Genomic DNA, 21128 nt, shown 5'->3' with positions numbered 1-21128 from the left:
GCTGCGCGCCACCCCGTATCAACTACGGGGCATGCTCTTCTCCCAGAGGGAGAAGGGAATTTCTTCTGGATCGAATCGCCATGACTGACATGCATCCCCTCCTCATCGAACTCGGCACCGAAGAACTGCCGGTCAAGGCCCTGCCCGGCCTGGCGCAGGCGCTCTTCGACGGCGTGATCGCGGCGCTGGACAAGCGCGGCGTCGCGGTCGACCGCGGCGATGCGAAGCCGCTGTACACGCCGCGCCGTCTCGCGGTGCTGCTGCCGGGCGTCGCGCGCGAGCAGCCCGAGCAGCGCTCCGAAGTGCTGGGGCCGTATCTGAGCATCGCGCTCGATGCAGACGGCCAGCCGACGAAGGCGCTGCAGGGTTTCGCGGCGAAGACCGGTCTCGACTGGACGGCGCTGGAGAGAACCAGCGACGCCAAGGGCGAGCGTTTCGTGCATCGCGCGGTGACGCCGGGCGCCGCGACGTCGGCGCTGCTGCCGGACGTGCTGCACGAAGCCATCGCGGCGATGCCGATTCCCAAGCCGATGCGCTGGGGCGCGCACGCCTATGCGTTCGCGCGGCCGGTGCACTGGCTGGTGCTGCTGCACGGCGACGCCGTCGTCGACGCCGGGCTGTTCGGCGTGCGCAGCGGTCGCACGAGTCGCGGCCATCGTTTCATGCACGACGCCGCGGTCGAGATCGCGGCGCCCGGCGATTACGTCGAGGCGATGCGCAGCGCGAAGGTGCTCGTGGACGCCGATGCGCGTCGCAGCCGGATCGTCCAGGAAGTCGACGGCGTCGCCCGCGCGCTCGGTGGCGATGCGCGCATCGAGGCAGACAATCTCGAGCAGGTGAACTGCCTGGTCGAATGGCCGAAGGCCGTCGCGTGCACGTTCGAGCACGAATTCCTGGCGGTCCCGCAGGAAGCCTTGATCGCGACGATGGAAGCGAACCAGAAGTTCTTCCCGGTGCTGCAGGACGGGCGGCTGACCGAACACTTCATCGGCATCGCGAACATCGAATCGCGCGATCCGATCGAAGTCGCCAAGGGCTACGAGCGCGTGATCCGTCCGCGCTTCGCCGACGCCAAGTTCTTCTTCGACGAAGACCTCAAGCAGGGCCTGTCGGCGATGAACGACGGCCTGAGCACCGTGACCTACCAGGCCAAGCTGGGCAGCGTGGCCGACAAGACCCTGCGCGTCGCCGCGCTGGCCGAAGTCATCGCGCCGCAGGTCGATGTGGATGCCGCCCTCGCGAAGCAGGCCGCGCGGCTGTCGAAGGCCGATCTGCAGTCGCGCATGGTCAACGAGTTTCCGGAACTGCAGGGCATCGCGGGGCGCTATTACGCCAAGCAGGATTCGGCACTCGCCGGCCTGTCCGATGACGATCGCGCGTCGTTGGCGAACGCCCTCGACGAGGCCTGGCAGCCGCGCTTCGCCGGCGATGACATCGCGCTGTCCCCGCTGGGCAAGGTGCTGGCGATCGCCGAGCGTCTCGACACCTTGGCCGGTGGTTTCGCGGCGGGTCTCAAGCCGACCGGCAACAAGGATGCATTCGCGCTGCGGCGCAATGCGCTGGGTCTGGCGCGGACCTTGATCGAGAGCGGCTTTGATCTTGATCTGAAGTCGCTTTTTGTCGATGCACATACGCTGGCGATCGAAGCGGTATCGAAGACAGCCCTAAAAGCGAAGGTTGCAGCAGCGAACGAGGCAATCGCCAAAGGCGCCGACGTCAGCACCTCACAGTCCAATCAGCGTGCGCTTTCCATTGGAGAAGTCGACGAACTCTACGACTTCATCCTCGACCGCCTGAAGGGCTACTACGCCGACAAGGGCGTGACCGTGCAGCAGTTCAACGCGGTCGCCGCGCTGCGGCCGAAGTCGCTGTACGACCTCGACCGCCGCATCGATGCCATCGGCACCTTCGCCGCATTGCCTGAAGCCGACGCACTGGCCGCGGCCGACAAGCGCATCCGCAACATCCTGCGCAAGGCGGACGTCGCGATTCCCGGCGACGTCGATCCCGCGCTGCTGCGCGAGCCGGCCGAGGCCGCGCTGGCGGAAGCCGTGGAAGCGGTGCATGGCGAAACGGGGCACGCGCTCGCGTACGGCGATTACGTGTCGGTGCTGACGCAGCTGGCGCGACTGCGGCCGCAGGTCGATGCGTTCTTCGACAGCGTGATGGTCAATGCCGACGATGCCGCGCTGCGCGCCAATCGTCTCGCCCTGCTCAAGCGCCTGTCCGAGCGCCTGGGCAGCGTGGCTGCGATCGAGCATCTGTCGAGCTGACAGGGGCCGTCGTGGGAGCGCGCGCGATGGGGCTTTTGCACCGAGTCAATCGCGCGCAAGCGCGCTCCCACGGGATATCGAGGCTTGCCCGTTAATCGTCTCTTGACGCGCCTCCGGTATCCTCGCGCGATGCCTCGTGTTCACGTGTGTCTCGCCGCCGTCCTTCTCTTGTGTTCGTCGGCCGCGGCGCACGCTGCGCGTGTCGAACGCGTCGACATCGTGGGCCTCGACGAGGAGATGACCGAGAACGTCCGCGTCTCGCTCGGTCTGCAGGATGCGGTGGGCCGCGACATCTCCGGCCGGCGCATGGGCTATCTGCTGCGCGAGGCCGAGCGCGAGACACGCAAGGCGCTCGAACCGTTCGGGTATTACTCGCCCACCATCGACGTGCAGCGCAGCCGCGAAGGCGACGTGCTCTCGGTGCGCGTGGTCGTCGATCCGGGCCAGCCGGTGCGCGTGCGCAACAGCGACATCGCGATCATCGGCGAGGGCGGGCAGGACCGGTACCTGGCCCGCGACATCGCCCGCTTCGTGCCGAGCGAAGGCGCGGTGTTCAACCATCCCGAATACGACGCGAGCCGCAACCAGCTCAGCCGCCGCCTCACCGAGCGCGGTTACTTCGACGCCGAGTTCGCCTCGCGCCGCGTCGAAGTCACGCGCGCGGATTTCGCCGCCGACATCGACGTGGTCTGGAACAGCGGCGATCGCTACAACATGGGCGCGACCACGTTCGAGCAGACGCCCGAGCAGGTCATCAACGACGATCTGCTCGAGCGCCTCGTCTACTGGGAAGAAGGCAGTTACTACCACCAGGGCCGTATCGACCGCCTGCGGTCGTCGCTCGGCCGGCTGGACTACTTCTCCGACATCGACATCGAGCCGCAGGTCGACCAGGCCAACGAACGCCGCGAAGTGCCGGTCAAGGTCACGCTCACCCCGGCCAAGCGCAGCATATACACCTCGGGCGTCAGCTACGGCACCGACAGCGGCGCCGGTATCCGCCTCGGCGTGGAGCGCCGCTACGTCAACATGCGCGGCCACAAGGCACTCGCGCAGCTCGACTACGCGCAACGCCGCAAGACGCTCACCCTGCAGTACCGCGTGCCGGCGTTCGCCTGGCTCGACGGCTGGTACACGGCCAGCCTGCAGATGGCCGACGAACAGACCGACTACATCGATTCGCGACGGGTTGAACTGGTGGGCAGCCGCAACGGCCAGTACAACGAGTTCCTCAATCTCGTCGCCTCCCTGCACGTGCTGCGCGAGCGCTGGGCCTATGCGCCCGAAGAAGATCCGGACAATCCGGTCGTCGATGACGACGAGTTCGCCGGCGCGCTGTACCGCTACGCCACCTTCGCCTATCCCTCGCTGCGCGCCGAATACATCGACGTCGACGATCGCCTGTTCCCGACCAGCGGCATCGGCGGTTCGGTGATGCTGCGCGGCGGCCTCGAAGGCGTGGGCTCGGACGCTTCGTTCGGACAGGTCCACGTGCGCGCGAGCTGGTTCAAGGGGATCGGCGAGCGCAACCGCCTGATCGTGCGCGGCGAGCTCGGCCACACCTTCACCGACGTGCTGGTCGGCATTCCGCCCAGCCTGCGCTTCTACGCCGGCGGTGACCGCAGCATCCGCGGGTACGACTGGCGCGAGGTCGGCCCGCGGATTCCCGCGCGCGATGGCCGCCGCGCATTCGCGATCGGTGCCAAGAACGTGGTCACCGCGAGCGTCGAGTTCGAACGCTATTTCACCGACACGATCGGCGCGGCGGTGTTCGTCGACAGCGGCGACGCCTTCGACGGCACCTCGCCGGAATGGCGCACCGGCGTCGGCATCGGCGCACGCTACAAATCGCCGGTGGGACCGCTGAAACTCGACATCGCACGTGGTCTCGACAACCCCGATTCGTCGTTCACGATCGGCCTGTCGATCGGCGCGGAGTTCTGACATGGTGTTCGGTCGTCACCGTCTGCCCAACGATCTGACCCCCGAAGAGCGCGAGGCGCGCATCGCCGAACTGCGTGCACGTCGCCGCGCGCGGGCGCGCAAGCTCGCGATCCGCAGCGCGATCGGCATTGCCGCACTGATCGTGCTGCTGATCATCGTCGTGTGGTGGCTGCTGACCACCTTCGGCGGCCGCGATTTCCTGCTCAACCAGGTCGCCTCGCGCCTGCCCGCCGGCACCGAACTGACCTGGCGCGCGGCCGAAGGCCCGGCCTCCGGCCCGTTGACGATGTACGACGTGCGCTACGTGCAGCGCAGCTGCCCGGATGTCGAAGAACAGCCGGTCCCCTACGGCGAATGCGACGAACCGCGCGTGCTGGTGTTCGAGGCCGAGCGGGTGACGGTGGATCCGGCGGTGATGCCGCTGGTCGGCCGTCGCCTGCGGCTCGACGTACTCGACATCGACAACGCCGTGCTGTCGATGCCGCCGCCGGTCGACACCCCGTTCGAGCTGCCGCGCTGGCCCGACTCGTTGCCGCGCATCGATCTGCCGCTGTCGCTGCAGGCCGACACGATCCGCATCGACGGCTTCCGCGTCGAGCAGGCGGGCGAATCGCTGATCGACATCCGCAGCGTGCGCGGTGGCCTCGACGCGCAGCAGGGCGAACTCAATCTCGCGAACGTCGTCGTCGACAGCGACCGCGGCCTGTTCACCGCGAACGGCGTCTACGCGCCCGATGACGACTACCGCATGGACGTCACCGCCAGCGCGCTGATGCCCGCGCCGCCGGCGCGCACGCGTCCGCGCATCGGTCTGGTCGCGCGTGGCGATCTGTCGCGCCTGGACATCGCCGTGGTCGGTCATGTGCCGGCACCGCTGAAGGCTGTGGTGACGCTGCGTGGCCGCGAGAATCCCGGCTGGGCGCTGCGCGCCGACAGCACGCGCCTCGATCCCGCGTTGCTGATGGGCAGTGGCGAACCCGGCACACCGTTGGCGTTCGACATCCGCGCCGATGGCCAGGGCGGCGCCGCCGAATTGCAGGGCAATGCCACATACGGCGAAGCCGACGCGAATCCGATCCGCGTCGTGCTGCAGCCTTCCAAGGCGAAGCTGGAAGACCAGCGCCTCGATCTCGACCCGCTGGTCGTCGATCTCTTCGACGGCCGGGTCACGCTGCGCGGCTTCGCCGACGTCGCCGAGCCGGGCGACGTGCGCTTCCGCTTCGCGACCAATGCGCGCGGCCTGCAGTTCGGCGCCGATCCGGACGCCGCCGAACCCGCGCCGCCGATCACTGCCGACGCCGATCTGGGCATCGCCGGCAGCACCGCTGCGTGGGCCGCGATCGGCAAGGCCACCGTCGAACGCGACGGGCTGCGCGCGAATGTGGACTTCGACGGCCGCGGCGACGCGGAGCGCATGCGCCTGCAGACCGCGCGCGTGACGATGCCGACCGGCACGCTCGATGCCAGCGGCGACGTCGCCTGGGCGCCGGCGCTGCAGTGGGATCTCGACGCGACGCTGGCCGGGTTCGATCCCGGCTACTTCGCGCGCGACTGGAAGGGTGCGGTCAACGGCACATTCGCCACGACCGGCAACACCCGCGACGACGGCGGCCTGGAAGTCGCAGTGGACGCCAGTGATCTGGGCGGCACGCTGCGCGGGCGCCGGCTCGATGGCCGCGCGACGTTCGCGATGCACGGCCCGGCCACCGCTGCCGGAGACGCCGGCCGCACCGATTTCGAAGGCGAGGTCGCGCTGTCGCTCGGCGGCAGCCGCGTCGATGCGACCGCGACCGTGACCGATCGCCTCGACATCGACGCGACGCTGGCGCCGTTGCAGCTCGCCGACTTTCTGCCCGATACCGGCGGCGTGCTGCGCGGCACCGTGCGCGTGACCGGCGCGCGCACCGCGCCCGACATCGCCGCCGATCTCACCGGCAGCGCACTGCGATACGGCGACTACGCGGCGACCAGCGCGCGCATCCAGGGCCGCCTGCCGTGGCGTGGCGACACCGGTTCGCTGGACGTCGTCGCGACCGGCGTCAATGCCGGCATCGCCCTCGACGAAGTGCGCCTCGCGGCGCGCGGTGCGATCGAGAAACTCCAGCTCGACGCCAGCGCGCGTGGCGAGATCGGCACGGTGGACCTGTCGGGCAACGCCGAAAGCCGCAACGGCAACTGGCAGGGCACGCTCGCCAATCTGCGCCTCGCACCGGCCACCGGCGCGAGCTGGGCGCTGCAGTCGCCGGCGCAGTTCCAGCAGATCGGCACGCGCTACACCTTGACCGAAAGCTGCTTCGCCTCCAGCGGCGGCGGCTCGCTGTGCGCGAGCGCGGACTGGCCGCGTCAGGGCGTCTCGATCACCGGCACCGACCTGCCGCTCGCGCTGGCGACGCCGTATCTGCCCGAGCAGGATGGCGGCCGTCCGTTCGTGCTGCGCGGCGAGATCGCACTGGAAGGCAGCGCGCGTCCGGTCGGCAACGGCTTCGTCGGCAGCGCGAGCATCCGCTCGGCGAGCGGCGGCGTGCGCACGTCGGAGCGCGCGCGCAACGACGTGGTGACCTACGACGATTTCCGCCTCGACGCGGAGTTCGATGCCAACCGCCTCAGCGCGACGCTGTCGACGACGCTCAACGAAGTCGGCCGCGTGCAGGCGCAGGTGACCAACGGCTGGGATGCGTATTCGTCGCTGTCGGGTTCGCTGGTCGCCAACGTCGAAGACCTGACCTTCGTCGAGCTGTTCTCGCCCGATATCGTCGAACCCACCGGCCGCCTCACCGCGGACGTCACGATCGGCGGCACGCGTTCGCAGCCGACGATCGGGGGCCAGGCGCGTCTGGCGGATTTCTCGACCGAGATCCCGTCGCTGGCGATCGCGCTCGAAGACGGCAACATCAATCTCGACGCGCTGCCCGACGGCACCGCGCGCATCGCCGGCAGCGTGCGTTCGGGCACCGGCACGCTGAACATCGGCGGTGGCATCGGCTGGCAGGGCGAAGGCACGCCGGTCGTGTTGACGGTCAGCGGCACCGACGTGCTGGTGGCCGACACCAGCGACATGCACATCATCGCGTCGCCGGACATCACCGTGCGCTACACCGCGCTGCAGCCGCTCAACGTCACCGGCAAGGTGTTCGTCGACGTCGCGCTGCTCGACCTCGAACGCCTGAGCGAAGGCGTGTCGGTGTCGCCCGACGTGGTCGTGCTCGATCCGGTCGACCCGGAAGAGAACAGCACCGCGTCGGCGCTGGAACTCGATCTGACGCTCACCGTCGGCGACAACGTCGGCCTGCGCGGCTTCGGCTTCGACGGCCGCATGAAGGGCCAGCTGCGCGTGCGCGCGGTGCCGGGCCGGGAGATGACCGGCAACGGCCGCCTCGCGGTCGACGGCCGCTACAAGGCCTACGGCCAGGAGTTGCGGGTCACGCGCGGCAATCTGGTCTTCAACAATGGCCCGGTGTCGGACCCGATGCTCGATGTGCGTGCCGAGCGCCGGATCGATGCCGAGGACATCACCGCCGGCATCGACGTCAGCGGCCGCGCGTCGGCGCCGCAGGTCAACGTGTGGACGAATCCGTCGAGCGACGATTCGCAGGCGCTGTCGTATCTCGCGCTGGGCCGTTCGGCCTCCAGCCTGACCAGCGACGAAGGCCAGCAGATCGACGCCGCCGCGGCCGCGCTCAACGCCGGCGGCAACCTCGTCGCGGGCCAGCTCGGCAGCAAGATCGGCCTCGACAACGCCGGCATCAGCCAGTCACGTGCACTGGGCGGCAGCGTGCTAGGCTTCGGCAAGCAGCTTTCGCCGAAACTCTACGTCGGCTTCGGCGTGTCGCTGCTCGGCACCGGCCAGGTGCTGACGCTGAAGTACCTGCTGCGCGCAGGCTTCGACGTGGAGATCGAATCGAGCACGCTGGAGAACCGCGGTTCGGTGAACTGGCGGCACGAGCGGTAGGAATCTAGCGAACGATTCCGCTTGGCGCGTCGTCCCAGCTGACGCTGGGGCGACGGTCGAAAGGAGTGCGCCATCGATTCTTCGACCACCCAGACGCCGCCGGCTGCGCCAACTTCTCTACCCCGTCATTCCGGCGAAAGCCGGAATCCAGTGACTTGGGGCTTCGACGAAACGCTGAAGACGCTGGATTCCGGCCTTCGCCGGAATGACGGGGATTTTCTGGGGCTTCCGTCAAGACGAGCCCAGCGGATCCTTGCAACTCGAAGCATCAACGCCCATCCGGCAACGCGATCGTGTCCTCACGGAACACCGCGACATGCGGCACGCCGTCGGCGCCGATCCAGCCGCGGTACATGCCCGGCGTGTTGAACGGGAACGCGACACGGCCGTCGGCGTCGAGTGCGATTGCGCCGCCGTCGCCGCCGGCACCCGGAATCAGCTGGTCGATCACCGCGTCAGACGCCACGCGGATGTCGTCGCCGCGCAGGCGCACGCGCGCGCAGATCTCGTGCGCGGCGGCGGTGCGGATGTAGTACTCGCCCCAGCCGGTGCCCGACACCGCGCAGCGCGCGTCGGCCCAGGTTCCGGCGCCGATGATCGGTGCATCGCCGACACGGCCGTAGCGCTTGTTGGTCATGCCGCCGGTCGAGGTGCCCGCAGCCAGCAGGCCATCGACGTCGAGCGCGACCGCGCCGACGGTACCGAAGTACGGCCGCGCATCACCGGTCAGCACCGAGGCCTGCGGCTGCGCCTTGCGTTCGGCGTCCAGTGCGCGCTGCAGCTGCTGCCAGCGACGCTCGGTGCGGAAATACGCCGGATCGACGAGTGCGATGTCCTGCGTCTTCGCGAACGCTTCGGCGCCCTCGCCCACCATCATCACGTGCGGCGAGGACGTCATCACCGCATCGGCGAGCAGGATCGGATTGCGCACGCGCGACACGCCGGCGATCGCGCCGGCCTGGCCGCTGGCGCCGTCCATCACCGCGGCATCGAGTTCGTTGCGGCCGTCGTGGGTGAACACCGCGCCCTTGCCCGCGTTGAACATCGGCGCGTCCTCGAGCACGGTGATCGCCGCCTTGACCGCATCCATCGCCGGGGCGCCCGCCTGCAGCTCCGCGTGGCCCGCGCGCAGCGCGGTTTCGAGCGCAGCGCGCGCTTCGGCCAGACCCGCTGCGTCGAGATCGCCGCGTTCGACGCCCGCGCCGCCGTGGATCGCCAGCACCACCGGCACACCGGCCGATGCCGGCAGTTCGCGCAGGCGGCCGCTTTCGACCGCATAGCTCTGGCGCGACACCGCGTTCTCGACCCGGCCCGTCGGCAGATGCAGCACCGAACCGGTGCCGGCGCCGACGGTGTCCACGCGCGCGATGCGCAGCGGCTTGCCGCGCTGCTGCACGTCGGTGAAGCCGCCACGCACCACGAGTGCGCCGCTCTGCGGCGTGGTCGCGAAGATGCGCGAAGTGCCATCGCCTTCGACCGCGACGGCCGCGTCTTCGTCGACGCCCAGACCGATCACCACGCGTCCGTCGCTCATCGTCTCCGCTTTGGCGATGAAGGCGAGCAGCCGGCCGAGCCGGTCGCGCTCGCGGAAGTGCGTGTCGGTGACCACGCCGCGCAGCAGCGGCACCCGCAGGAAATCGCGCTCGATGGTGTTGGCATCGCCGAGCGGGTTCGACAGCGCCTGCGGGCTGCGCAGGCTGCCGCCGTCCATCGCGCCGTAGAGGAATTCGCCGAGGATCGCCAGGCCCGCGCTGGTGCCACCGATCGGCTTGCCGGCCGCGATGTGCGCGTTGAGCGCGTCCTCGACCGGCGTGCCCTTCCAGAAATTCACGTAGTTGGACTGGTCGCCGCCGGCGATGAAGATGCCGTCCGCCTTCGCCAGACTCGCGAGCACGGCCGGATCGGTCGAGGCCTCGCGGCTGGAGAACACGAAGGTCTCCACCGACGCGACGCCGCCGACATCGTTGTGGAACTCCTCGCCGATCTCGCCGGCATAGGACGCGCGCAGCACGACGACGTGGCCGTGTCCGGCCTTGCCGAGGAACCAGCGGATCGCCTCGTAGTTGCGGTCGCCGCCGCCCATCAGCAGCAACCCCGGCGTCGGCGCCGACGGCGTGGGCAGCGCGGTGTCGCCGATCACGTGGCGCTCCACGCCGGCCGCCGATGCGACGCCCGCGACGCCGAGCCACAAGGCCAGCGTCCACTTCATCCCCGTCTTGCGCATTGCCCTGCTCCCCGTGAGTCCGGCGCGGCGATCGCCACGCGTGTCCGATTCGATGACGAACGAGGGCGTGCAATCCCCCCGCTGCCGCAACGCCGCCGCTTCCGCTATGTTGCGGCGACATGACCGCCGCCCTCGATGCCTGGTTCGTCGAAGAGATCCTCGTCCACGAGGGCGCGCTGCGTCATTATCTCGCGCGCCACTGGCCGAACGCGGAAGAGCGTCACGATCTGCGCCAGGAGGTCTACACGCGCGTCTACCAGTCCGCTGCCAACGAACTCCCGCGACATCCCAAGGCCTTCCTGCTGACTACCGCGCGGCATCTGGTCGTCGACCGTGCGCGGCGCGGGCGAGTGGTGTCGATCGAACCGATGGGTGATCTGGAGCCCTTGCACGTCCTGGTAGACGAGGTCTCGCCGGAACGCTGGTGCGGCGGGCGACAGGTGCTGGCGCGTCTGTCGGATGCGTTCGACCGTCTGCCCGCCCGCTGCCGCGAGGTCGTGTGGCTGCGACGGGTCGAAGAGCTGTCGCAGCGCGAAGTGGCCGAACGGCTGGGCATCACGGAGAAGACCGTGGAAAAACACATCGCCAAGGGCATGCGGCTGCTCGCCGACCGATTCCTCGGCAGCGACGACGCACCGCGCACGCGCAGGGACGCCGATGTCCATCACAGGGATGCGGACGATGACGCACGCCAGGCCGACTGACGCCGGCGCGATCGAAGCCGCCGCCGCCGACTGGCTCGCCCGTCGCGATGGCAGCGCGTGGACGGCCGGCGACGATGCGGAGCTCGCGATATGGCTGGACGCGGATGTCGCGCACCGGGTCGCGTTCCTGCGGTTGCAGGCGGTGTGGGCGGAGACCGCGCGGCTGCAAGCGCTGGGCGCCGGCCATGTCGGTGCAGGCATGCCACCGCGCGTCCTGCGTGGCGAAGCCGGGCACACGTTCGACGAACCCGCCGCGCTGCGCTTCGCACCGCGTGCGTCGCCGCCGCGGCGTCGGCATGGCCTGTGGATCGGCGCCGCACTTGCCGCCTGCCTCGCGCTCGTGGCCGGCGGCGCGTGGTTCGTCACCGTCCCGATCGATCCGGTCGATGTCCGCACCGCGACCGGCATCACCCGCACGGTTGCGCTGGCGGACGGTTCGCAGACCACGCTCGCCAGCGACACCGCGATCGAGGTGCGCATGTCGCGGCGCGAGCGCCGCATCGCGCTGACCGCGGGCGAAGCCTTCTTCGAGGCGGCCAAGGATCCACAGCGCCCCTTCGTCGTCGAGGCCGGCGACCGCCGCGTGGTCGCGGTCGGCACGCGCTTCTCCGTCCGGCGCGAACGCGACGCCCTGCGGGTCGTGGTCACCGAAGGCACGGTGCGGCTGGAACCGCTCGGCGACGACATCCGCCAGCCGACGACCCTGCTGCCTGCCGGCAGCGTCGCCACGGTGCGCCGCGACGCGGTGCTGGTGCGCAGCCTGTCGCTGGCGGAGGTGGAAGAACTGGTGGACTGGCGCAGCGGACGCCTGGTGTTCCGCGATACCGCGCTGACCGACGCCGTGGCCGAGTTCAACCGCTTCAACACGCGGCAGATCGTGATCGCCGACACCACCGTCGGCGCGCTGCGCATCGGCGGCAGCTTCCGCTGGGAAAACGCCGAAGGTTTCGTGAGGCTGCTTGAGCGCGGGTTTCCGGTGGAGGCGGAGTACGGGCGGGAGCGGATCGTATTGCGGGCGCCGTGAGGGGCGAGGGGTAAGGAAGTAAGTGTGTGAGGGCGTAAGGGCTGCACACCCGTTGCGGACGAAGGCAGTGCAGCGGATCCAGAGCGCGTCCTGATTTCCGCGGGCGCTCTCTGCCCTCACCCGACGCGCTGCGCGCGTCGACCCCGGATCGGGTCCGGGGCAGGCTCTCTCCCTGAGGGAGAGGTGCTGTTTCTCCCGCAAGTGAACTGCCACGCGCTGTCTCTGACCTCGGCTGAGACATCGAGCCCCGCTCCCTTTGGGGTGAAGCGGCACGCTTGCGAGCCACTGGCTCGCGTGCCGATGAACGCCCTCGCGTCGACGCGAGGGCCGGGGCGCGGAGCGGGGGTTGGGGTGAGGGCGACGATCGCGACATAGTCGTTTCAAGCGCAAGCAAATCCATCTGGACTTGCCATACATGTCGACCCCGATCGAGTCAGGGGCAGGCTCGCTCCCGGAGGGGAGAGGTGCTTGTGATTCTTACGTTGCGGCACGACGCGAATCCCGCCCCCGAAGCGCCAAGCACACCACACCGCGGGGGGATTTCCCCGCCTCGTTCGTCGAGTTGGATTGGGGAGGCGCCGTCCGGGCGCCACGAAGGGGAAGGTCTTGCATCGCTCACGTCCATTGCGCGCGGTCCTGCTCGCGCTTGCCTGCGCCACCGCGCTGTCGGCGCAGGCCCAGACCGCTCCGGTCACCGCCGTACCGGCCGGTGATCTCGCCTCCGCCCTCGACGCCTTCGCGCGACAGTCCGGCGTGCAGCTCGTCTATCGCGCCGATCAGTTGCGCGGTGCGCGCACGCGCGGTATCGAAGCCGGCCTCTCGCCGCAACAGGCGCTCGACCGGCTGCTCCAGGGCAGCGGATTCGTCGCGCAACGTGATGCCGACGGCGCGGTGCTGGTCGTGCCGCAGCCGCTGCTCGCGCAGACCGGACGCGCAGCGCCGCCGCGCCCTGCGGCCGCACCGCCACCGCCGACGCCGACCGCCGCCGCGCCGGTCACCGAGCTGCAGACCTTGCAGGTCACCGGTTCGCGCATTCCCCGCGCCGAGATCGAAGGCCCGGCGCCGATCACCGTCATCACCGCCGACGACATCGCCGCCGGTGGTTTCACCTCCGTGCCCGACGTGATGCAGGCGCTGACCCAGAACGGTGGGCAGACGCAGAGCCAGCAGTCGGCCGGCGGCGCGGACTTCGCGCCCGGCGCGCAGCAGGTCGATCTGCGTGGCCTTGGCCCCAACCACACGCTGGTGCTGGTCAACGGCCGCCGCATCGCCGACTTCCCGTTGCCGTTCGGCGGCCGCAGCAACTTCACCGACGTCTCCAGCCTGCCGCTGGGCATGATCGAACGCATCGAAGTGCTGACCGGCAGCGCGTCGGCGATCTACGGCTCGGATGCGATTTCCGGCGTCGTCAATTTCATTCTCAAGCGCAAGGTCGACGGCACCACGCTCGACTACCGCTATGGCCAGACCGAACGCGGCGACGCGGAATCGCATCGTCTCAACCTGTCGGGCGGCTTCTCGCGCGGCGCGCTGGATGTCGTCGCCGGCTTCGAATACCGCCGACAGGAACCGCTGTGGGGTTTCGATCGCGCACAGCAGGACTCGACCTTCGACGGCCCGACCGAAACCTCGCGCCTGCCGCAGCGCACGTTCCTGATCACCGATTACTACGACGACTACCTCGATCCGGGCGAGGACACCTGCGACGCGTTGTCGAACCTCAACGAGGGCACGGTGCAGTACGCCTTCCGTCCGCGCTACGGCTACTACTGCGGCAGCGACCGCTCCGTCGCCTACCGCACCGTCCTCAGCAAGCGCGACGGCATCAACGGCTACGCGTCGCTCACCTACGCGTTCGAGAACGGCAGCGAATGGTTCGCCGATCTGCAGGCGGGCCGCCATGAAGTCTCGCTGTTCCGCGCGCCGCGCAGCTGGGCGCTGATGACGCCCGACGGCGTGGAGCACGACTACTTCTACAACCAGAACACCGAACAGCTGGAGTACTGGCAGCGCCAGTTCACGCTCGAGGAAATGGGCGGGCTGCGCACCGGCATGGTCGAGACGACGCAGAAGACGCTCGGCGTGACGACCGGCCTGCGCGGCCGCTGGCCCGGCGACTGGGACTACGAGCTCGCGCTGTCGCATTCGCAGTACACCGCGCGGATCAGCTGGCCGCAGATCGTCGCCGAACGTGCGAACACGCTGTTCCTCGGCCCGCTGCTGGGTTACGACGAGGACGACTATCCGATCTACGACGCCGACCCGGCGCGCATGTACCGGCCGCTGTCGCGCGCCGAGTACGACAGCATCTTCGCGCGCACCACCTACCACCCGGAATCGGAAAGCCAGACGCTGGCGATGACGCTGACTCAGGGCGAACTGTTCACCCTGCCCGGCGGCGCGGCCGGCTTCGCTGCGACCGCGGAAATCGGCCGTCAGTCCTACGATCTCAAACCCGATCCGCTGGCGACGCAGTACTACTACTACAGCTGGAAGGATTCCGACGGCGCCGGCAGTCGCAACCGCTGGGCGCTGGCCGGCGAGCTGCGCATGCCGGTCTTCGAACGCCTGAATCTCAGCGTCGCCGGCCGCTACGACCAGTACCGGTTCGCCGGGCGCGACCCGGGCAAGTTCACCTGGAGCACCGGTCTGGAGTGGCGACCGGTCGACAGTCTGCTGGCGCGCGCGTCCTACGGCACCGCGTTCCGCGCGCCCGACCTGCACTACGTGTTTGCCGGTCCCGGCAACGACGAAACCTCGGGCGTGGATTTCTGGCGCTGCGCGGTCGAGGAGCCGGACACCGATCCCAGCGACGACTGCAGCTATTCCGACGAAGGCATCATCCGCGGCCGCAGCGGCAGCCCCGACCTCAGACCCGAAACCAGCACCTCGTGGACGGCGGGTTTCGTGTGGTCGCCGCTGTCGAACGCGGACCTGTCGGTGGACTGGTTCGACATCGACATGCGCGACCAAGTGCAGGACCTGCGCGTGAACACCGTGCTGCGCAACGAGGCCGACTGCCGCCTCGGCGTGCAACCGGTCGGCTCGCCGCTGTGCGTGGACACGCTCTCGCGCATCACCCGCCTGTCCGACGACAGTCTCTACAGCGTGTTCGTCAACCCGATCAACATCGCCCGCGAACGCACCAGCGGTCTCGATGTCAGCGGCAACCTGCGCTTCGAAACCGGCATCGGCCTGTTCCGGCTCAACGGCGGCTACACCTGGGTGCGCACGCACGACATCCAGCAGTACCCGGACGAGCCGGTCGTCGACATGTTCGCGATCAACAGCGGCTACGACATCCCGCGCACGAAGGCGACGCTGCGGCTGTCATGGGAACGCGACGCGTGGCAGGCCTCGATCCAGGGGCGCCGTCTGGGCCGCTTGCCAAACGACGATTCCTATTTCGAAATCTGGGATGCCGAGTCGGGCAACGATCCGTGGATCGGCGCGACCTACCGCTACAACGCGAACGTGCAGTTCAACTTCACCGACGCCGCGCAGCTGTCGCTCACCGTGGTGAACCTGTTCGACAAAGCGCCGCCCTACGATCCGACGTCGACCGGGTATCCGTACTACGACATCGCGTGGTTCGACACGGAAGGCCGGACGTTCTATGTGCAGTACACGCACAAGTTCGGGGGTGTGGCGGCGCGTTGAGATGTGACGTCGCCAAGCCCTCCCCCGCAAGCGGGGGAGGGTTGGGAGGGGGCGAACCATCAGCGCCGAGCAAAAAGCAACGCAAGCGTTGAGCGGCAAATGGCGCCCACTATCAAAGCGCGCCTAACCCTTGCCCCCATCCCAACCTTCCCCCGCAAACGGGGGAAGGGGTCTACTTCGCCTAATCAACCGCCGCCCAGCGCCTGTCTCAAAAACGGCGCAGTCTTGCTCTTCTTCGACTTCGCCACCTCCGCTGGCACGCCCGCCGCCACGACGTGCCCGCCGGCATCGCCCGCGCCCGGGCCCATGTCGATCAGCCAGTCGCTGGCCGCGGCCACGCGCATGTCGTGTTCGACCACGACCACCGTGCTGCCCGCATCCACCAGCCCGCTCAACTGCCGCATCAGCGTGTCGACATCCCGGGGATGCAGGCCGGTCGTCGGTTCGTCGAGCACGTAGACCGTGCCGCGGCGCTGCGCACGTTGCAGTTCGCTGGCGAGCTTGATGCGTTGCGCTTCGCCGCCCGACAGTTCGGTGGCCGGCTGGCCGAGCCGCAGATAACCGAGTCCGACTTCCAGCAGCACCTGCAGCGGACGCACGATCGCCGCGTCGTCGGCGAAGAACTCGGCGGCCTCGGTCACCGTCATCGCGAGCACGTCGGCGATGTGCTTGCCGCGCAACGTGACTTCGAGTGTCTTGGCGTCGTAGCGGCTGCCCTGACAGGTCGGGCACGGCGCGTAGACGCTGGGCATGAACAGCAGTTCCACGCTGACGAAGCCTTCGCCGTCGCAGGTCGCGCAGCGGCCCTTGGCGACGTTGAACGAGAACCGCCCGGCGTCGTAGCGACGGCGTTTCGCAGCCGGCGTATCGGCAAAGCGTTTGCGCACATGGTCGAACAGGCCCGTGTAGGTCGCGAGATTCGAACGCGGCGTGCGGCCGATCGGCTTCTGGTCGACGCGCACAAGACGCTTGATCGCCTCCGCGCCGCCTGCGATGCGTCCGTCCAGCGGTACTTCGACACCGCGCTCGAGCGGATCCAGCGGCGTGTCTTCATCGCCACCGCCCTGCCCCAGATGCGCGCCCAGCAGTTCGACCAGTGCCTGGCTGACCAGCGAGGATTTGCCCGAGCCGCTGACGCCAGTGACGGTGGTGAACACACCGAGCGGAATGTCGACGTCGAGATCGCGCACATTGTGGCGACGGATGCCGCGCAGCTGCAGCCAGCCGTCCGGAGTGCGCGTGGTGTGTGCGATCGATGCAGCGTCGTCGTCCAGATAACGCCGCGTCGACGAGGCTTCGATCTTCGACAGCCCGGCGAGCGGTCCGCTGTAGAGCACCTGCCCGCCATGCTGGCCTGCTGCCGGGCCTACATCGACGATCCAGTCGGCATGGCGGATCACTTCGATCTCGTGCTCGACGACGAACAGCGAATTGCCGGCAGCGCGCAGCTGGTCCAGCGCGCGCAGCAGCGCCTGGGTGTCGGCCGGATGCAGGCCAGCGGACGGTTCGTCCATGACGTAGACCACGCCGAACAACTGCGAGCGGATCTGCGTGCCCAGTCGGAGCCGCTGTAGCTCGCCGGGTGACAGCGTCGGCGTCGCGCGGGCAAGGGTCAGATAGCCGAGGCCAAGATCCTGCAGCACCTTGAGTCGCGCGAGCAGATCCTGCGCGATGCGCTGCGCGGCCAGTGCCTGCTCGGGGTGCGCTTTCGCATGCGTTTTCCCGGCCGCAGCCGGCGCCAGCAGATCGGCGAGCTCATCGAGCGGACGCTGCGAGAACGCGGCGATGTCGAGGCCGGCGAAAGTCACCGACAGCGCCTCGCGCCGCAGCCGCTTGCCGTCGCATTCCGGGCACGCGGCGCTGACCAGATACTGCGCCGCGCGCTTCTTCTGCTGCGGACTCTGGGTGTTGGCGAAGGTGTGCAGCACATGCCGGCGCGCACTGGTAAACGTGCCCATGTAGGCCGGTTCGGTCTTGCGCTTGAGTGCGTCCTTGACCTCGTCGAGATCGAAACCGGGATAGACCGGCTCCACCGGCTGCTCGTCGGTGAACAGGATCCAGTCGCGGGTCTTCTTCGGCAGCTTCGACCACGGCACGTCCACGTCGATGCCGCGCGTGGTCAGAATGTCGCGCTGGTTCTGGCCGTGCCACGCGCCCGGCCACGCGGCGACGGCGCGCTCGCGGATGGTCAGCGAACGGTCGGGGACCATCGAGGCTTCGGTGGCGTCGTAGATGCGGCCCAGGCCATGGCAGGTCGGACAGGCGCCCGCCGGCGTGTTCGGCGAGAAGCCGTCGGCATAGATGATCGCCTGCCCGCGCGGATAGTCGCCGGCGCGCGAGTACAGCATGCGCAGGGAATTGGAGATCGTGGTCAGGCTGCCGACCGAGGAGCGTGCGGTCGGCGTGCCGCGCGCCTGCTGCAACGCGACCGCAGGCGGCAGGCCCTCGATCGAATCGACCTGCGGCACGCCGGCCTGGTCGATCAGCCGGCGCGCATAGGGCGAGATCGAATCGAGATAGCGCCGCTGCGCCTCGGCGAACAGCGTGCCGAAGGCCAGTGAGGACTTGCCCGAGCCGGACACGCCGGTGAACACCACCAGCGCATCGCGCGGGATGTCGACGTCGACGTCCTTGAGATTGTGTTCGCGCGCGCCGCGCACGCGCACGCAGTCGGCGATGGCGTGTGCGACGGGATCCGGAGTCTTGGCAGTCATGGCGACGATTATCCGCTGTGTTGCGTGACTGTCGTCGATTCCGAATGGGCGCACTGCACGGTGCGCTCACGACGGCGCGCCCACCCTCGCGTCTCATCCCCCGGAGCCCAACCCATGGCCAGCAAGACGCCAGCCCCCGCCACGTCCCGCAAACCGCCGTCCACCGGCAAGACACCCGCACGCGAGGCCACCGATCTGCGCGGCGAAGGCGACGAACTGCAGCAGCAGGCCGGCGGCACGCATCCGCAGCTGACGACGAACCAGGGCATCCCGGTCGCCGACAACCAGAATTCGCTCAAGTCCGGGGGTCCGCGCGGCCCGACGCTGCTGGAGGATTTCATCCTCCGCGAGAAGATCACCCACTTCGATCACGAGCGCATTCCCGAGCGCATCGTGCACGCCCGCGGGACCGCGGCACACGGCACCTTCGAGCTGACGAAGTCGTTGTCGCAGTACACCACCGCGCGCATCCTCACCGAGGTCGGCACGAAGACGCCGGTGTTCACCCGGTTTTCCACCGTCGCCGGCGGCGCCGGCTCGGTCGACACACCGCGCGACGTGCGCGGTTTTTCGGTGAAGTTCTACACCCAGGAAGGCAACTGGGATCTGGTCGGCAACAACATCCCGGTGTTCTTCATCCAGGACGCGATGAAGTTTCCGGATGTGGTGCACTCGGTGAAGATGGAGCCCGACCGCGGTTTCCCGCAGGCGGCCAGTGCGCACGACACATTCTGGGATTTCATCTCGCTGACCCCCGAATCGATGCACATGATCATGTGGGCGATGAGCGACCGCACGATCCCGCGCTCGCTGCGCACGATCGAAGGCTTCGGCGTGCATTCCTTCCGCCTGCTCGACGCGGACGGCAACAGCACCTTCGTGAAGTTCCACTGGCGCCCGACGCTGGGCATCCAGTCGACGGTGTGGGACGAGGCATTGAAGCTGCAGGCGGCCGACAACGACTTCCACCGCCGCGATCTGTTCGAGGCGATCCAGGCCGGCGATTTCCCCGCCTGGGATCTCGCGGTGCAGCTGTTCACCGAGGAAGAGGCCGACGCGTTCCCGTTCGACCATCTCGATGCGACCAAGCTGATTCCCGAGGAACTGGTGCCGCTGCAGGTGATCGGCCGCATGACGCTCGACCGCTGGCCGGACAACTTCTTCGCCGAGACCGAACAGGTGGCGTACTGCCCGGCGAACATCGTGCCCGGCATCGACTTCAGCAACGATCCGCTGCTGCAGGGCCGGCTGTTCTCGTACCTCGACACGCAGCTCTCGCGCCTGGGCGGACCGAACTTCCACCAGATTCCGGTCAATGCGCCGAAGTGTCCGTTCGCCAACAACCAGCGCGACGGCCACATGCAGATGCAGGTGCCCAAGGGCCGGGTGAACTACGAGCCGAGCTCGCTGCAGGCCGACAGCCCGCGTGCCTCGCGCGAGGCCGGCTACCGCCATCACGCGACCGTCGACGACGGCGTCAAGGGCCGCGTGCGGCCGGACAGCTTCGCCGACCACTACAGCCAGGCGCGCCTGTTCTTCCGCAGCCAGAGCGCGATCGAGCAGGCGCACATGGCGAGCGCGCTGGTGTTCGAACTGTCGAAGGTCGAGACGGCGCACGTGCGCGAGGCCATCGTCGGCCATCTGCGTCATGTCGATCCGACGCTCGCCCAGCGCGTGGCCGACGGTCTCGGAATGGATGCGCTGCCGCAGGCGCCCGAGGCGCGCGTGCAGCCGCAGGACATGGCGGTCTCGCCCGCGCTGCGCATCATCGATCGCATGCGCGACACGCTGCAGGGCCGCTGCGTCGGCATCCTGGTCCACGACGGCTCCGATGCCGCCACGGTCAAGGCGCTGCGCAAGGCCGCGGAAGGTGCGGGGGCGATGGTCAAGATCGTCGCGCCCAAGCTCGGCGGCGCCAAGCTCTCCGACGGCAAGCGGATGCCGGCCGATGGCCAGCTCGCCGGCACGCCGTCGACGGTGTTCGACGCCGTCGCCATCGTGCTCTCGGCCGAAGCCGGCAAGCTGCTGTCGCGCGAAGCAGCCGCGGTCGACTGGGCACGCGATGCGTTCGGACATCTGAAGGCGATCGCCGCCGATGACGGTGCGCAGGCCGTGCTCAAGGCCGGTGGCATCGCCAAGGATGCAGGCGTGCTCGACGCGGCCGACACCAAGGGTTTCATCACCCAGGCGAAGACGCGTCAGTGGGATCGCGAGAAGAAGGTGCGCATGCTGGCCTGAGCCGGCGTGTCGGGTGGGGCGTTGCCGAGTGGCGCGCCCCGTCCGCTCGATACGAGACAAAAAAAGGGTGCCTTGCGGCACCCTTTTTCGTGGACATGTGGTGGGTGTGCGATCAGGCCGCCGCCGCGCCCGTCACCAGTGCAGGCGCGTTCGCCGCCGCGACTGCCTCGGGGGCCGGCGCCGCCGGCGGGTCGACAGGCTCGTAACTGCCATCCGCATTGCGCACCCGCAGGATGCAGCCGCGTTCGATCACGCCGCGCACCACCTCGTCGCGCAGCGCGGTGGCGCGGCTCAGGTACGTGGCCAGCGTCTGGCCCTGCGTGTCGGTGAGCACCCAGAAGCGCAGGCCCATGTCGTATTGCAGCGTGTAGGTACTCATCCGTGTCTCCGCGATCATC

At 68.8% G+C, this 21128-nt stretch carries 10 protein-coding genes and 1 pseudogene; 7 read left to right on the top strand and 4 right to left on the bottom strand.

All coding sequences use genetic code 11. The features are described from left to right. Positions 1-80: 80 nt before the first annotated feature. From glyS to V3391_RS07955, 3 genes are all read left to right on the top strand, one after another. A complete protein-coding gene (gene glyS / locus V3391_RS07965) occupies positions 81-2273 on the top strand; it encodes a glycine--tRNA ligase subunit beta (RefSeq protein WP_332077908.1) in 2193 nt (730 codons plus the stop codon). A 129-nt stretch (positions 2274-2402) separates the two neighbouring features. Further along, entirely contained in the window at positions 2403-4217 is a 1815-nt protein-coding gene (locus V3391_RS07960; protein ID WP_332077907.1) for an autotransporter assembly complex protein TamA, read from the top strand. Position 4218: 1 nt separating this feature from the next. Further along, complete coding sequence (locus V3391_RS07955) at positions 4219-8166, top strand: translocation/assembly module TamB domain-containing protein (RefSeq protein ID WP_332077906.1); 3948 nt, start codon at positions 4219-4221, stop codon at positions 8164-8166. A 268-nt stretch (positions 8167-8434) separates the two neighbouring features. On the opposite strand, the gene V3391_RS07950 is transcribed toward V3391_RS07955, so the two are convergent. Further along, the gene (locus tag V3391_RS07950; protein ID WP_332078712.1) at positions 8435-9424 is read right to left on the bottom strand and encodes an isoaspartyl peptidase/L-asparaginase family protein; all 990 of its coding nucleotides are present in this window, start codon (positions 9422-9424) and stop codon (positions 8435-8437) included. Between the two features lie 462 nt (positions 9425-9886). Next, positions 9887-10249: pseudogene (locus tag V3391_RS07945) on the bottom strand (cyanophycinase); the annotation flags it as partial. A 260-nt stretch (positions 10250-10509) separates the two neighbouring features. On the opposite strand from V3391_RS07945, the gene V3391_RS07940 reads away from it, so the two are divergent. From V3391_RS07940 to V3391_RS07930, 3 genes are all read left to right on the top strand, one after another. Further along, the gene (locus tag V3391_RS07940) at positions 10510-11094 is read left to right on the top strand and encodes an RNA polymerase sigma factor (protein WP_332077905.1); all 585 of its coding nucleotides are present in this window, start codon (positions 10510-10512) and stop codon (positions 11092-11094) included. Then, positions 11072-12118 carry a FecR family protein gene (locus V3391_RS07935; RefSeq protein ID WP_332077904.1) on the top strand — a complete coding sequence of 349 codons (1047 nt, stop codon included), beginning with the start codon at positions 11072-11074 and terminating at the stop codon, positions 12116-12118. Before V3391_RS07940 ends, V3391_RS07935 begins: the two co-directional genes overlap by 23 nt. Before the next feature lie 606 nt (positions 12119-12724). Further along, positions 12725-15778 (top strand): TonB-dependent receptor, encoded by a 3054-nt coding sequence (locus V3391_RS07930; RefSeq protein ID WP_332077902.1) that lies wholly within the window; start codon positions 12725-12727, stop codon positions 15776-15778. Between the two features lie 185 nt (positions 15779-15963). Here V3391_RS07930 and V3391_RS07925 read toward each other — a convergent pair whose 3' ends face one another. After that, positions 15964-18492: an excinuclease ABC subunit UvrA gene (locus V3391_RS07925; protein ID WP_332077901.1), complete on the bottom strand. Its 2529-nt coding sequence runs from the start codon at positions 18490-18492 to the stop codon at positions 15964-15966. A gap of 114 nt (positions 18493-18606) precedes the next feature. Here V3391_RS07925 and V3391_RS07920 point away from each other — a divergent pair, with 114 nt between their 5' ends. Further along, positions 18607-20730 (top strand): catalase, encoded by a 2124-nt coding sequence (locus V3391_RS07920; protein WP_332077900.1) that lies wholly within the window; start codon positions 18607-18609, stop codon positions 20728-20730. A gap of 112 nt (positions 20731-20842) precedes the next feature. On the opposite strand, the gene V3391_RS07915 is transcribed toward V3391_RS07920, so the two are convergent. Continuing rightward, positions 20843-21109, bottom strand: a complete 267-nt coding sequence (locus V3391_RS07915; protein ID WP_332077899.1) for a hypothetical protein — start codon at positions 21107-21109, stop codon at positions 20843-20845. Positions 21110-21128: the final 19 nt, after the last annotated feature.

The organism is Luteimonas flava, from assembly GCF_036584485.1.
GTDB lineage: Bacteria > Pseudomonadota > Gammaproteobacteria > Xanthomonadales > Xanthomonadaceae > Luteimonas > Luteimonas flava.
Note: the sequence above shows the minus strand (reverse complement) of the source record. Positions and strands in the feature narration are given on the sequence as shown.